The organism is Ruegeria sp. ABV3_008 (assembly GCF_056161185.1).
Genome location: NZ_JBSWYP010000001.1, coordinates 729,736 through 742,777, shown reverse-complemented (window position 1 = coordinate 742,777; position 13,042 = coordinate 729,736). Strand labels below are relative to the sequence as shown.

Sequence of the window (13,042 nt, the reverse complement as noted above, 5' to 3'; positions counted from 1 at the left end):
TGCGCCTGATTTGGAGAAGTGTATGAAGCCTCTATCGGCCCTTATTGTCGCTGCGACGATAGCGATGACCAGCCCGGCCTCGGCCGAGGACTGGACGGGCGCCTATGCTGGGTTCAGCTTTGGCTATGCGGATGCGGACGGGTCTGGTGGCGCAAGTGGCAACGATACCGTTTTCGGACCTCATGTCGGGTATGACCGCGATTTCGGTGCCTTCGTTCTGGGCGGTGAACTGGAATATAACCGGCTTTCTCTCAACCTTGGTCAGGATCAGGGCAGCGTCGACAGCATAACCCGGCTGAAGTTTCGCGGCGGGTATGATTTTGGCGCGGCAATGGGTTATGTCGTGGTCGGCGCTGCGCGTGTTGAAACCTCGGAAGAGAATGACACAGCGGCAGTTTATGGCATAGGAATCGCTTATCCCATCGGCGACAACTTCGTCATAAGTGGCGAGGCGTTGCGGCAGGATTTTGACGATGTCACCCGCTCGGGCGGTGGGTTGGACACGAATATCTTCAACCTGCGCACAACGTTCCGGTTCTAAGCACCCTCACTCGGCAGCTTGTTGACCTGCCATCTCGGACGCGAACTCACAGATCGTCTTCAGAGCCGTTTCGAAACGATCGTCATCGACAGTCATGGCAACGCGGACGTGTCCTGCAGCGGCTGTACCGAAGCTCTCTCCGGGCATGACGGCAATTGCGTGTTTATCGAGAAGGGCATTTGCAAACCCCTCACCGGTCAGTCCGGTCGCACGGATATCCAACATCAGGTACATCGCGCCATCCGCGGGGACGAGGCCGATGGTATTCTGTTCGGCCAGCACCTCTAACGCGCGGGCCCGGCGACGACGGAAAGGGGCGGCGATTTTATCTTCGAGCGTTGTGCCCGCGTTCAGGGCAAAGCTCGCGGCATCCTGAATGAAGCCCGGAACGCCATAAGTGGTGTGGGTGGCGAGATTGATGAGGTGGCTGATGACCTCTTCCGGGCCAATAATCCAGCCGCAACGTGATCCGGTCATGGCATGCGATTTGGACATAGAACCGACGACCAGCGTGCGATCGGCCATACCGGGCAGAGCACGCGGAGACAGATGCGCGCCGTTCCATATCTGAGTGTCGTACACCTCATCCGAGATCAGCCACAGATCGCGCCTCTGGCACAGCTCAGCGATGTCCTTCAGTGTCTCGGGTGAATAAACCACTCCGGTCGGGTTGTTCGGCGTGTTGATCAGCAATGATACAGCGCCATCGACCTTGGCCTCGATCTGTTCGGCACGCGGTTGAAAGGCATCTTCAGCCGAGGTCTGAACCGCCCGCGCCACAGCGCCGGTTCCGCGAATGGTGCCGGGATAAGTGGCGTAGTAGGGGTCAAGGAACAGCCCGACATCGCCGGGGTTGCACACAGCCGTATGGGCCGCAAACAACCCCGCCTGTCCTCCTGGAGTGATCAGGACATTGTTTCGGGTGGTTGGTACTCCGGTCCGGTTCTCAACCCGCGCGGCGACCGTTTCGCGCAGTAGATCGGTGCCCGGCACCATGGCATAACCGGTATGGCCGTCGCGGGCCGATCGGTTCATCGCATCCAGGATCGAGGCATCGGTGCCGATGTCATGTTCGCCGATCGTCAGCTGAATCACGGCGTGGCCTTCGGCGACCATGCAGCGCGCGCGATAGAACACATCCCATCCGTCGCTGCCGCCTCCAGTGATTTGCGTGATGCGATCTGACAGTTTCATGATATTGCCTCGGTTTGTATTTGTGGCGACAGGGGCAGAGCGATCCGAAATTGTCAATCAGCTTCGCGCAGGAAGGGTGGCCTGAACTTTTTTCGTGAGCGATGCACGCACCAGATCGTAAGAGGCGGCAAGGCGGTAGCGCATTTCGTCCTCATCCGCGTCAAAGGGCAGGCGAACCCAGCTGCGGTGGAAATACGGGGCTTTCACACCGACACCCGCATCGATCAGCATCTGCGCGGTTTCGATATCGGGTGTTTTGACCGACACGCCATCATTCGCAGTCCCGATACAGGCGAACATCTTATCGCCGACCTTCCACGCATCATGCCCGCCGCCCCAGGGGTCCGACCATTCGGCCCCCGGCAGCTCGCGGCAGATAGAGTTGACGAAATCCCTGCTCATGCGCGCAGAGTGCTGGAGAAGACGCGCGAACTCAAGCCTTGGCTTGGCGCGTGACGCATGATATGCCGAGCAAATGAACCGGATGATCTGCACCATTATCTGCTGCATTACCTGCTGAATTCTCAAGCGGGCCGGTTTCTTTCGTTTTCATCCCTGAGACAAGTTGCTAAGCCCGCGCCAACGCGCAAGCTTTAGGAGCCCGAGTGATGACGACAATCAAGCTGCACAATACCCGGACGCGGACGAAGGAAGACTTCGTTCCGATCGATTCCGACAACGTGCGGATGTATGTCTGTGGACCCACCGTCTATGACCGGGCCCATCTGGGTAATGCGCGGCCTGTGGTGGTTTTCGACACGCTCTATCGGTTGCTGCGCCATGTCTACGGTGCGGATCAGGTGACCTATGTGCGCAACTTCACCGACGTGGATGACAAGATCAACGCCACCGCTCTGGCCCGCAAACAGGCAGGGGCCGAGGGATCGTTGGAGCAGTTGGTGCAGGAACGCTCCGATGAGACCATCGGCTGGTATCTGCATGACATGGGAGCGCTTGGGGCGTTGGAGCCGAACGCGATGCCACGCGCGACCGAGTATATCGCGCAGATGATCGAGATGATCGAAGGACTGATCGCGAAGGGCAATGCCTATGCTGCTGAAGGTCATGTGCTGTTTGCTGTCGATAGTTGGAAGGCGGGGTACGGCAAGCTTTCAGGGCGGTCGGTCGATGACATGATTGCCGGGGCGCGGGTTGAGGTTGCACCTTACAAAAAGAACCCGATGGATTTTGTGCTGTGGAAGCCCTCGACCGATGAGCTTCCAGGGTGGGACTCACCTTGGGGCCGGGGCCGTCCGGGGTGGCACATTGAATGCTCGGCCATGAGTTATGAGTTACTAGGGGCGAGTTTTGACATTCACGGCGGTGGCAATGATCTGATGTTCCCGCATCATGAGAATGAGATCGCCCAGAGCTGCTGCGCCCATCCCGAGGGTGAGTTTGCGCGCATCTGGTTGCATAATGAGATGCTGCAGGTCGAAGGCAAGAAGATGTCCAAGTCGCTGGGCAATTTCTTCACCGTGCATGATCTCTTGGAACAGGGCGTGCCGGGTGAGGTGATCCGCTTTGTTTTCCTGCAGACCCACTATCGCAAGCCGATGGACTGGACCGAGAAGAAGGCACGTGAAGCTGAAGCCACCTTGAGAAAGTGGCGGGCGCTGACAGCTGGCATCGAGCCCGCCGCCAGCGCGGCCCCCTCGGTCATTGAGGCGCTGGCGGATGACCTGAACACGGCGGGTGCCATCGCCGAACTGCACCGTTTGGCTGCGGAAGGAGATGCGGCTGCTCTGCTGGCCAGCGCGCGGGTTCTCGGGCTTTTGGGCGACGATATGGGCGCTTGGGCCGAAGCGATGGATCTGAGCACTTTCGCTGCCCGGTTGGCTGAAGCACGGGCCGAAGCGATGCAAAGCAAGGACTTCTCAAAAGTGGACCGTTTGAAATCCGCTTTTGTTGCCGCAGGTCTGGAAGTGCGCATGAGCAAAGAAGGCGTTGAATTGGTTCCGGCTGCGGGATTTGATGCGTCGAAACTGGATGATGTTTGAAGGAAATCCGCGCGCCACGTGGAAAGTTCGACTACTCTGGGCCAGCGGGAGCAAGCCATGACCAAGGAACGCCTCTATCTCTATGACACGACCCTGCGTGACGGGCAGCAGACGCAGGGTGTGCAGTTCTCGACGGCGGAGAAAGTGCAGATCGCGCAGGCTTTGGACGCGCTTGGGGTGGACTATATCGAAGGCGGGTGGCCCGGGGCGAACCCCACGGACAGCGCGTTTTTCGAGGTCGCTCCGAAGACCTCTGCCCGGTTGACAGCCTTCGGCATGACCAAACGCTCCGGACGGTCGGCCGAGAACGACGATGTCCTGGCGGCCGTTATGAATGCCGGGACGCAGGCCGTTTGTTTGGTGGGCAAATCGCATGACTACCACGTGACCCATGCGCTTGGCATTTCACTGGAGGAGAATGTCGAGAACGTCCGCGCCTCGGTCGCGCATCTTGTGGCGAAGGGGCGTGAGGCGCTGTTCGATGCGGAGCATTTCTTTGACGGCTACAAGGACAACCCGACCTATGCGACCGAGGTCTGCCGGGCCGCTTTGGATGCGGGCGCGCGTTGGGTAGTGTTGTGTGACACGAATGGTGGCGCTTTGCCATCCGAGGTCGGGCGCATTGTGTCCGAGTTGATCTCCGCAGGTCTGCCGGGGGATCGGCTGGGTATTCACACCCATAACGACACCGAAAACGCCGTCGCGTGTTCACTGGCGGCTGTCGATGCGGGCGCGCGCCAGATTCAGGGCACTCTGAACGGTTTGGGAGAGCGATGTGGCAATGCCAACCTGACCGCTCTGATCCCGACATTGCTGTTGAAGGAACCCTATGCCTCGGGGTTCGAGATCGGTGTGAACCCGAACGCGCTGGCCGGTTTGACGCGGGTGAGCAGGATGTTGGACGATATCCTGAACCGGGTGCCGAGCAAGCAAGCGGCTTACGTAGGGGCCTCGGCTTTTGCGCACAAGGCGGGGCTTCATGCGAGTGCGATTCTCAAGGACCCATCGACCTATGAACATATCGACCCGGCGACGGTAGGGAACACGCGGATCATCCCGATGTCGAACCAGGCCGGGCAGTCGAACCTGCGCAAACGGCTGACCGACGCGGGCCTGATGGTGGAAAAGGGGGACCCCGCCCTTGGCCGTATCCTCGACCGGATCAAACAGCGCGAGGCTGAGGGGTATTCCTACGACACCGCTCAGGCGAGTTTCGAACTGCTGGCGCGTGATGAGCTGGGGCAGATGCCCGAGTTCTTTGAGGTCAAGCGCTACAAGGTCACCGTTGAACGCCGCAAGAACAAGTACAACAAAATGGTCAGCCTGTCCGAGGCCGTGGTTGTGGTGAAAGTGGACGGTGAAAAGAAGCTCTCGGTCAGTGAATCGGTGGATGATCAAGGCAGCGACCGAGGGCCGGTGAACGCGCTCTCCAAGGCGCTGGCAAAGGACCTGGGGCAGTATTCGCAGGTGCTGTCGGATATGCGGCTGGTAGACTTCAAAGTGCGGATCACCCAAGGCGGGACCGAGGCGGTGACGCGCGTCATCATCGACAGCGAAGACGGGCAGGGGCGGCATTGGTCGACCGTAGGTGTAAGCGCCAACATAGTCGACGCCTCGTTCGAAGCGCTGCTGGAGGCGATCCAGTGGAAACTGGTCCGTGATAGTGGACACCGGAAAGCGGCGGCCGAGTGACTGCCGTCTTTGACGATGACGTAAAGGCTTGTGCGGCCCTTGTGCAAAAGGCCGATCCGGACCGGTTTCTTGCCACCATGGCGTCCCCCGTCGAAGCGCGGGCCGTTCTGTTTCCGATTTATGCGCTGAATGCCGAAATCGCGCGCGCGCCCTGGGTTACGCAAGAGACGATGATTGCCGAAATGCGCTTGCAATGGTGGCGCGATGCGCTGCAGGAGATTGCCGAAGGGCAACAGGTGCGGCGGCATGAGGTGGTGACTCCTCTTTCCCGTGTATTGTCGCCACATCTGGCCGGTTTGCTGGATGAATATGTGGCTGTCAGGCGGTGGGATATCTATCGAGATCCGTTTGAAGATACTGAGCATTTCGAGAACTACATCGACCAAAGCGCTGGCACGTTGATGGTAGTCGCTGCGCAATCCCTCGGGGCTGCGGATGAGGGCGTTTTGCGAGATTTCGGCTATGGGGTCGGCGTCGCGAACTGGTTTCGAGCCATTCCTGAGCTGGAGGCCCGGGGGCGGATTCCCTTGCTCGACGGCACTGAAGACGGAGTACACGCGTTGGCAGACACTGCGTTGAGGCGGTTGAAGTCCGCGCGCAGCAGGCGATCTGAGGTTTCCCGCGCCGCTCGCCCGGCGCTCTATGCCGGGTGGCAGGCCGAGTGGGTTTTGCGGAAGGTTCTGGCCAATCCCGCGCGAGTAGCGCGCGGGGATCTGGCGCAGGGGGACCTCGGGTGCAGGATCTCTCTGATGTGGACGGCTAGCACGGGCCGTTGGTGATCAGGCAGTGTCCGGCTCGGCCGGGCGCATGACGAGCCACAACAATGCGCCTCCGGCCAGTGTGAGCAGGGGAACCATGGCAAGGTTCACAGCCGTCCATCCCTCGACCGGGGACCCACCCGAGCAGTTCATCAACCCGCCCGAGGCCAGCGAGGCAAAGGTCACGCCGCCAAACACCAAAAGGTCGTTAATGCCCTGCATCCGGCCACGCTCACTCACGTCATGAGAATCGGCCAGCATTGAGGTCGCGCCAATGAAGCCGAAGTTCCAGCCGATCCCCAGCAGGATCAGAGCGATGAAAAAGTTGCCAAGCTCCACCCCTTGGAGGGCGACGACGCCTGCGGCGCCGAGAATGGCGAGGCCGAGAGCTACGATCTTTTCAACGCCGAAACGGGCGATCAGGTGGCCGGTGAAAAAGCTCGGGATATACATGGCGAGCACGTGGCCAGTCACCACATCGGCCGCATCATTGGCCGTGTATCCGCACCCGACCACAGCCAGAGGGGTCGAGGTCATCACGAGGTTCATCAGCGCGTAGGACACCATGGCGCAAATGATGGCGACAGCGATCCGAGGGGTCTTCAACATCTCGATCCGCGACCGGCCTTTGGGGCTGTCTTCGCTCGCGCGCGGAGGTGTGGGGATGTCGAGAAAGAAGAACAGCGCCGAGCCGATGACGTTGATGCCGATCACCGCCAGATAGGTGCCCAGGAACGGAATGACATAGGCCGTTGAGGTCAGCTTGACGATCTGCGGGCCAATAATGGCAGCCGCCAACCCGCCCGCCATCACATAGGAAATCGCTTTGGGCCGAAACGCGTCCGATGCTGTGTCCGCCGCCGCAAAACGATAGAACCCGTGCGCGCTCATGTAGATGCCGGTCAACAGGCTGCCGATCAGGAAGACCGGGAAAGAGCCCAGATACAAACCATATGCTCCGATCAAACCGCCAAGCGCACCGGCGGTTGTACCGACCAGAAACCCGGCGCGACGACCCCATCGTTGCATGATCGCAGAGATAGGCGTGGCCGCCAGCATCGATCCCAAAACGATCAGCGAAATGGGCAGCGTCGCAAGGCAGGCGTTTGTGGCCAGCGATTGGCCGGCCAGCCCTCCGACAATGAACATCATCGGCATCTGCGCACCCAGAACAGCTTGCGCTGCCACAAGGACTGCAACATTGCGCTTGGCCTGATGGTCGTTCGGAGTCTCTGAAATCACAGTCATGACGCCATGCGTATCGGCGATCTGCGGCTTGCACAAGCGGGTTGCATACGCGGCAAAGCGCCCTAACGTGCAAGTGACCCAAAACACCGGAGCGTACATGTCCGTCGGACGCATCATCGAAACCAACGCCTGTGTGTCCGAAGGGGCCGAGTGGCTGGCCCAATCCTGTCCGCGTATGGCCTATGCGATGGAACAGACGGGGCCTCTGCCGCTGCGTCGCAAACCGGATGGTTTTACGCAATTGTTGAGTGCAATCGTCAGTCAGCAGGTCAGCGTGGCCTCGGCCAATGCGATCTGGAAACGGATGCAGGAGGCCAAGCTGACCGGCCCGCGCAAGATCATGTGGGCGACTGATGAGGATTTGCGGGCCGTTGGGCTAAGCCGACAGAAGATCCGCTATGCCCGTGCTCTGGCCGAAGCACGTATTGATTACAACGCGTTACGTGACGCACCTGATGCGGAGGTCATCTCGACCCTGACCGAGGTGTCCGGCATCGGTGTCTGGACCGCCGAGATCTACGCCATGTTCTCGCTGGGCCGCGCCGATGTGATCGCTCCGGGCGATCTGGCCCTGCAAGAGGCCGCGCGGGTTCTCTACGACTTACCCAAACGTCCGACAGACAAGGAACTCAGGCAGATGGCCGAGGCCTGGTCGCCCTGGCGGTCGGTTGCGGCGCGCGTTTTGTGGGCCTATTACCGGGTGGCCAAGCAAAGAGAAGGGATCAGATGACACGGGTTTTGAACGCGCTCAGGAAAGAGCCGGTTTCGGGCGACACACGCTCGGTCGTGGTGTTCGTACACGGCTATGGGGCGAATGGGGCCGACCTGTTGGGCCTTGCCGACCCACTGGGCGAGCATTTGCCCGACACGCTGTTCGTAGCCCCCGATGCGCCGGAACAAATCCCCGGAATGCCAAATGGGTTTCAGTGGTTCCCAATCCCGTGGATCGACGGCTCGTCCGAGGAAGAATCCCGACGCGGCATGGAGATGGCAAGCGACGACTTCAACGCCTTCCTCGACGCGCTGATGGTGGACGAAGACGTACTGCCAGAGCAGGTTGTATTGTTCGGATTCAGCCAGGGCACGATGATGAGCCTGCACGTCGCGCCGCGCCGTGAGGACCCGGTAGCGGGGATCGTCGCGTTCTCGGGCCGTTTGCTGGAACCTGATTTGTTGCCGGATGAAACCGTCAGCCGGATGCCCATCCTGTTGGTCCATGGGGATGCCGATGACGTGGTGCCTCCGCAATCGCTGCCCGAGGCGGCCGAGGCCCTTCAAGCGGCGGATTTCAAAGAGATCTACGCCCATGTCATGAAAGGCACCGGCCACGGCATCGCGCCGGACGGCCTGAGCGTGGCGCTGGCCTTCATGCGCGACAAGCTGAGCCTGTAGGCATGATCGCGGTTCGCCCCATGATGCCCGAGGATGCGGCCGACGCCTGCCGCATCCTCAACGATATCATCGCCGCAGGTGGGACAACCGCACATGAAATTCCGTTTTCGGAGGCGTTGTTTTCACAGAGCTATCTGACCGGGGCTGACAAAATCTGCTGCCATGTCGCTTTGGACGACCAAGGCGCGGTGGCCGGGTTTCAGTGGTTGGGTACTCATGATGCACTGCCCGAAGATTGTGCGGATATTGCCACCTTCACACGGCGCGATCCTCCATTGCGTGGCGCAGGGCGTGCGTTGTTTAAAGAAACCTCGAAAATTGCGGCGGCCTTCGGGTTCAAGGCGATCAACGCCACCATACGCGCGGACAATTCGCCGGGCCTTGGCTACTACGAAAAAATGGGGTTCGAAGACTATTCAGTGGACTATGGCCGCCCATTGCGGGATGGCACGCCGGTCAATCGAATTTCGAAACGCTTTGATCTTGGAAAGGGCAACGCATGTTGATTGTCACCGGAACCGTCGAAGTCTCGGCTGATCATGTGGAAAAGGCGGCCGAGGCTGCAAAGGTGATGGTCGCAGAAACAGTGAAAGAGCCAGGCTGCCTGATCTATGAGTTCAGTCAGGTACTGGGCCATGCGAACCTCTTCCGGGTTTATGAAGAATGGCAGGATCAGGCGTCGCTGGAGGCGCATTTCGTCACCCCACATATGGCGGCGTTCCAAGCCGTTTTGGCTGAGGTTGGGGTGATCTCAAGCGAGATCTATCGCGTTTTGGGTGGTGAAAAGCAGCCCTTGCGCTGACGGTTTCAGGCCCACAGATGCCCTTCGGCAAACTCGACCGAGTTGCCAGAAGGATCCCGCACATAAATGGACCGCGCGCCGTTTGGCCAATCGAACTCGGCATCCAGGGGGATGTTCCAATCCAGCAGATGCTTTCGCATTGCAGCCATCTCATCCCGCGTCAGGACGAGGCACACATGCCCCGGCCCAAGCGCCCCGTGCGGAGGGACAGGCAGGTCTGGGTTCAGCGGTGGCTGCTGGGTCTTTTCAGGATTGAATATCAGCAGAACAGAGGCTCCGACCCGATAAAACACGTGGCGGTCCTCAATGCGTTGTATCTTTTCCAGCCCCAGAACCTCACCGTAGAACCGTTCGGCGGCGTCCAGATCATCGACATAAAGCGCCGCTTCCAAGATGGCAGAGGGGGCCGGTATTTCGGGTGTCACCTTCATGCGGTTCAGTTTAGTCCGGCCCGCGTGGTCTGTCACCGCCGGGGGCGTCGATCCCGTTTGCGCTGTGCCGTGGCCTGTGTCTGCGGCATCGGCAGGCTGTCCCACTGACCCGTCTTGAGCCCTTTAAGCGTCCAGTCTCCGATGCGACAGCGGATCAGACGCAGGGTCGGCAGACCAACGGCCGCTGTCATCCGGCGCACCTGCCTGTTCTTGCCTTCGCGAATCGTCAGCTCGATCCAGCTGTCCGGCACGGTCTTGCGTTCGCGGATTGGAGGGGTGCGAGGCCATAGGTCTTCGGGCTCGTCAATTTCCCGCACCTTGGCGGGGCGGGTTAGGCCATCCTTCAACTCGACCCCATCGCGCAGGGCCGTGAGGGCCGCCATATCCGGCTCGCCCTCGACCTGCACCCAATAGGTTTTGGCCATTTTGTGCTTGGGGTCTGATATCTGCGCCTGCAGCTTGCCATTGTCGGTCAGCAACATCAGCCCTTCGCTGTCACGGTCCAACCGACCGGCGGGATAGACGCCGGGCAGGTCGATGAAGTCCGACAGGGTGCTGCGCGGCGACTCGGCGTTTGCGCGGTCGGTGAACTGCGGCAGCACATCAAAGGGTTTGTTGAATCGAATGAACCAGCTCATACCTCCGCCATAGCCTGCAAAACAGGCTGTGTGCAACCTGTGGATAACTGTCATCTGTCTGTTACGGATTCGGCTTACCCAATCTGCGACATATTGTGGAAACTCAGGGCTTGTCAGAGTTTTAACACGATATATAGTTATCTTAAGGCCGGAGCGGGTGCTCTCCGCTCTGGTGTCACAAACGGGCAGCTGAGAGCGAGGAGCGATTCTGTGATGGACGGAGACTTCAGGACCGATTTTGTAAGAGAACCGGGTATGCTCAAACAGCATCCGGCCTTGGTTTTGAATGCCGATTACCGCCCTTTATCCTACTATCCCTTGTCTCTGTGGCCGTGGCAGGAGGCGGTCAAGGCGGCCTGGTTGGACAGGGTCGACATCGTGGCTGAATATGACGAAGTGGTCCGCAGCCCGAGCACCGAGATCCGAATACCGTCGGTGGTTGTCCTCAAAGACTATGTAAAACCCAGAAAGCGCGTGGCCTTCACGCGCTTTAATTTATTTCTGAGGGATGAATTCCGCTGCCAGTATTGCGGAAGCCGGGACAACCTGACCTTTGACCACGTTGTGCCGCGCGCCGCCGGAGGGGTAACGAGCTGGCAGAACGTGGTTGCCGCGTGCAGCCCGTGCAACCTGCGCAAAGGCTCCAAATCGCTGCGTCAGGCAGGCATGAACCTGCGCAAACCGCCGCGGCAGCCTGATGCAGAGGCCTTGCGCAATATCGGACGGAAATTCCCGCCGAACCACCTGCATGACAGCTGGATCGACTTCCTCTATTGGGACGCGGAACTGGACGAGGCTTAGGCCTTCGCCCACCACGCGGCCAGCCAGAGCAGAACCAGAACGGCGGATATGGCTGCGTTCCAACCGGCCATGGACAGGCCAAACATTTCCCACGCAATCTCATCGCATCGCACCAGCGGGGCGGCCATGATCTGGTTCATCAGCTCTTCTGCCGACAACCCTCCGATATCACCCGAGGTGCAGGTTGAAGGGCCTTCCCACCATCCTTGCTCGACGCCCGCGTGGAAGAAACCAATTCCGGCCGTAGTCATCGCGGCCAAGGCTCCGATTAGCGGTAGCGGGTTGAGTTTTGGCAGCACCAAGGTCAGAGCGCCGATCACGACCGCAGCAGCATGGGGATAGCGTTGCCAGATGCACATTTTGCACGGGGCGAGACCGGCAATATGCTGAAATCCCCATGCTCCCAACAACAGGGCCGCCGACCCTCCGGCTGCGAGGATCACGTAAGTTGATCGTTTTGTCATAGGTATTTAACCGCCAGAAACCCACCAAACAGCAGGATGATGAACAGGGTGAACATAAGCCCCAGGCGCTTTTCGATGAAATCCCGGATCGGCTCTCCGAACTTCCACAACAGGCCTGCCACAAGGAAAAATCGCAATGCGCGCGCCAGAATGGATGTTGCGATGAAGGTGCCCAGCGGCATGCCGGTCCAGCCGGACATGATGGTGATCACCTTGTAGGGGAAGGGGGTCACACCGGCGGCCAGCACGGCCCAGAAGCCGAAATCGTTGAAGCGGGTGTTGAACTCTTCCATCGCGTCGGCCTTGCCCATGGACTCGAGAATGGGTTGTCCGATGCTTTCATAGGCAAAGGCACCAATCGCATAGCCCAGCATGCCGCCCAGAACCGAGGCCACCAGGGCCACGCCTGCAATCAACCACGCCCTCGAAGGGCGCGCCAGAATCATCGGGATCATCAGAACATCGGGTGGAATCGGAAAGAACGAGCTTTCGATAAAGGCCACGACGGCAAGCGCCCATAGGGCATGAGGGTGCTCGGCCAGCCGAATGGTCCAGTCATACAGGGATCGCAGCATCACACTCTCACAGTCGCGTCTTGGGTCGTGACAGGCAAACCACGGGCGTGCGGAAGGGTCAACTGCCGTGCGGCCAACAATCGACGGGGCAGTGTGTTTTTGCCTCTGGACCTTCCCAGTCAGGGACGCTAATCCAATGTCCGTGGCCCAAGTGGCGGAATGGTAGACGCAGGGGATTCAAAATCCCCCGGTAGTGATACCGTGCCGGTTCGAGTCCGGCCTTGGGTACCAAAGTAAAAACAGAGAGTTAGGGGAACCTGCTCTCTGTTTTTTCTTTTTCAGGTGATGTCTTGCTACGCAAGTGCACCCTAATTGGGCATTTAACCCGCGATCCTCTGAATAAATTGCGTTTTACCTCGCTGCGGGTCCAATGGCTCAGAAGCTGCCGCGCGATGGGGAAAGATTTGAAAACAACCTCATATCTGACGCGAGAGGCGTTCTGTTGACGGGCTGGCCTTGACTTTCAGCGTATCTGAATGAAACCTCGGACCTGTTGGGAGATATCG

16 protein-coding genes and 1 tRNA gene are annotated in these 13,042 nt (G+C 59.6%); 10 read left to right on the top strand and 7 right to left on the bottom strand.

Annotation, left to right across the window (positions count from 1 at the left end):
- Nucleotides 1-22: 22 nt before the first annotated feature.
- The gene (locus ACXAH8_RS03730; protein WP_475216141.1) at nucleotides 23-541 is read left to right on the top strand and encodes an outer membrane protein; all 519 of its coding nucleotides are present in this window, start codon (nucleotides 23-25) and stop codon (nucleotides 539-541) included.
- 6 nt (nucleotides 542-547) lie between these two features.
- Here ACXAH8_RS03730 and ACXAH8_RS03725 read toward each other — a convergent pair whose 3' ends face one another.
- Together ACXAH8_RS03725 and ACXAH8_RS03720 are read right to left on the bottom strand one after the other, a co-directional pair.
- Nucleotides 548-1,735, bottom strand: a complete 1,188-nt coding sequence (locus ACXAH8_RS03725; RefSeq protein ID WP_475216139.1) for a pyridoxal phosphate-dependent aminotransferase — start codon at nucleotides 1,733-1,735, stop codon at nucleotides 548-550.
- Nucleotides 1,736-1,792: 57 nt separating this feature from the next.
- A complete protein-coding gene (locus tag ACXAH8_RS03720) occupies nucleotides 1,793-2,245 on the bottom strand; it encodes an MmcQ/YjbR family DNA-binding protein (RefSeq protein WP_475216137.1) in 453 nt (150 codons plus the stop codon).
- Between the two features lie 98 nt (nucleotides 2,246-2,343).
- Here ACXAH8_RS03720 and cysS point away from each other — a divergent pair, with 98 nt between their 5' ends.
- Genes cysS through ACXAH8_RS03705 form a run of 3 tightly spaced genes read left to right on the top strand, consistent with a single transcriptional unit; the run spans nucleotide 2,344 to nucleotide 6,206 of the window.
- Nucleotides 2,344-3,735, top strand: a complete 1,392-nt coding sequence (gene cysS / locus ACXAH8_RS03715) for a cysteine--tRNA ligase (RefSeq protein ID WP_475216135.1) — start codon at nucleotides 2,344-2,346, stop codon at nucleotides 3,733-3,735.
- Between the two features lie 57 nt (nucleotides 3,736-3,792).
- Nucleotides 3,793-5,427, top strand: a complete 1,635-nt coding sequence (gene cimA / locus ACXAH8_RS03710) for a citramalate synthase (protein WP_475216133.1) — start codon at nucleotides 3,793-3,795, stop codon at nucleotides 5,425-5,427.
- Nucleotides 5,424-6,206: a squalene/phytoene synthase family protein gene (locus ACXAH8_RS03705; protein WP_475216131.1), complete on the top strand. Its 783-nt coding sequence runs from the start codon at nucleotides 5,424-5,426 to the stop codon at nucleotides 6,204-6,206. Before cimA ends, ACXAH8_RS03705 begins: the two co-directional genes overlap by 4 nt.
- Here ACXAH8_RS03705 and ACXAH8_RS03700 read toward each other — a convergent pair whose 3' ends face one another.
- On the bottom strand, nucleotides 6,207-7,433 hold the full coding sequence (locus ACXAH8_RS03700) for an MFS transporter (protein WP_475216129.1): 1,227 nt from the start codon (nucleotides 7,431-7,433) through the stop codon (nucleotides 6,207-6,209). It lies immediately after the preceding gene.
- A gap of 97 nt (nucleotides 7,434-7,530) precedes the next feature.
- Between ACXAH8_RS03700 and ACXAH8_RS03695 the strand changes: the two genes are divergently transcribed.
- The 4 genes from ACXAH8_RS03695 to ACXAH8_RS03680 are packed head-to-tail and all read left to right on the top strand — an operon-like array spanning nucleotide 7,531 to nucleotide 9,627.
- Nucleotides 7,531-8,163: a DNA-3-methyladenine glycosylase family protein gene (locus ACXAH8_RS03695; protein ID WP_475216127.1), complete on the top strand. Its 633-nt coding sequence runs from the start codon at nucleotides 7,531-7,533 to the stop codon at nucleotides 8,161-8,163.
- A complete protein-coding gene (locus tag ACXAH8_RS03690; protein WP_475216125.1) occupies nucleotides 8,160-8,825 on the top strand; it encodes an alpha/beta hydrolase in 666 nt (221 codons plus the stop codon). Before ACXAH8_RS03695 ends, ACXAH8_RS03690 begins: the two co-directional genes overlap by 4 nt.
- A gap of 2 nt (nucleotides 8,826-8,827) precedes the next feature.
- Complete coding sequence (locus ACXAH8_RS03685) at nucleotides 8,828-9,331, top strand: N-acetyltransferase family protein (RefSeq protein ID WP_475216123.1); 504 nt, start codon at nucleotides 8,828-8,830, stop codon at nucleotides 9,329-9,331.
- Nucleotides 9,325-9,627, top strand: coding sequence for a putative quinol monooxygenase (locus tag ACXAH8_RS03680; RefSeq protein ID WP_475216121.1), 303 nt, complete (start codon nucleotides 9,325-9,327; stop codon nucleotides 9,625-9,627). The genes ACXAH8_RS03685 and ACXAH8_RS03680 overlap by 7 nt, the downstream gene beginning before the upstream one ends.
- 5 nt (nucleotides 9,628-9,632) lie before the next feature.
- On the opposite strand, the gene ACXAH8_RS03675 is transcribed toward ACXAH8_RS03680, so the two are convergent.
- Together ACXAH8_RS03675 and ACXAH8_RS03670 are read right to left on the bottom strand one after the other, a co-directional pair.
- Nucleotides 9,633-10,058, bottom strand: a complete 426-nt coding sequence (locus ACXAH8_RS03675; RefSeq protein ID WP_475216119.1) for a VOC family protein — start codon at nucleotides 10,056-10,058, stop codon at nucleotides 9,633-9,635.
- Between the two features lie 32 nt (nucleotides 10,059-10,090).
- Nucleotides 10,091-10,696, bottom strand: a complete 606-nt coding sequence (locus ACXAH8_RS03670; RefSeq protein ID WP_475216117.1) for an rRNA large subunit pseudouridine synthase E — start codon at nucleotides 10,694-10,696, stop codon at nucleotides 10,091-10,093.
- A 213-nt stretch (nucleotides 10,697-10,909) separates the two neighbouring features.
- Here ACXAH8_RS03670 and ACXAH8_RS03665 point away from each other — a divergent pair, with 213 nt between their 5' ends.
- Complete coding sequence (locus ACXAH8_RS03665) at nucleotides 10,910-11,497, top strand: HNH endonuclease (protein ID WP_170458136.1); 588 nt, start codon at nucleotides 10,910-10,912, stop codon at nucleotides 11,495-11,497.
- On the opposite strand, the gene ACXAH8_RS03660 is transcribed toward ACXAH8_RS03665, so the two are convergent.
- Together ACXAH8_RS03660 and ACXAH8_RS03655 are read right to left on the bottom strand one after the other, a co-directional pair.
- Nucleotides 11,494-11,961 (bottom strand): disulfide bond formation protein B, encoded by a 468-nt coding sequence (locus ACXAH8_RS03660; protein WP_475216115.1) that lies wholly within the window; start codon nucleotides 11,959-11,961, stop codon nucleotides 11,494-11,496. The two genes, ACXAH8_RS03665 and ACXAH8_RS03660, sit on opposite strands and share 4 nt — an antisense overlap.
- Nucleotides 11,958-12,536: a YqaA family protein gene (locus ACXAH8_RS03655; RefSeq protein ID WP_475216113.1), complete on the bottom strand. Its 579-nt coding sequence runs from the start codon at nucleotides 12,534-12,536 to the stop codon at nucleotides 11,958-11,960. The genes ACXAH8_RS03660 and ACXAH8_RS03655 overlap by 4 nt, the downstream gene beginning before the upstream one ends.
- 145 nt (nucleotides 12,537-12,681) lie before the next feature.
- On the opposite strand from ACXAH8_RS03655, the gene ACXAH8_RS03650 reads away from it, so the two are divergent.
- Nucleotides 12,682-12,767: transfer RNA gene (locus tag ACXAH8_RS03650), tRNA-Leu, on the top strand.
- The last annotated feature ends 275 nt before the right edge of the window (nucleotides 12,768-13,042 follow it).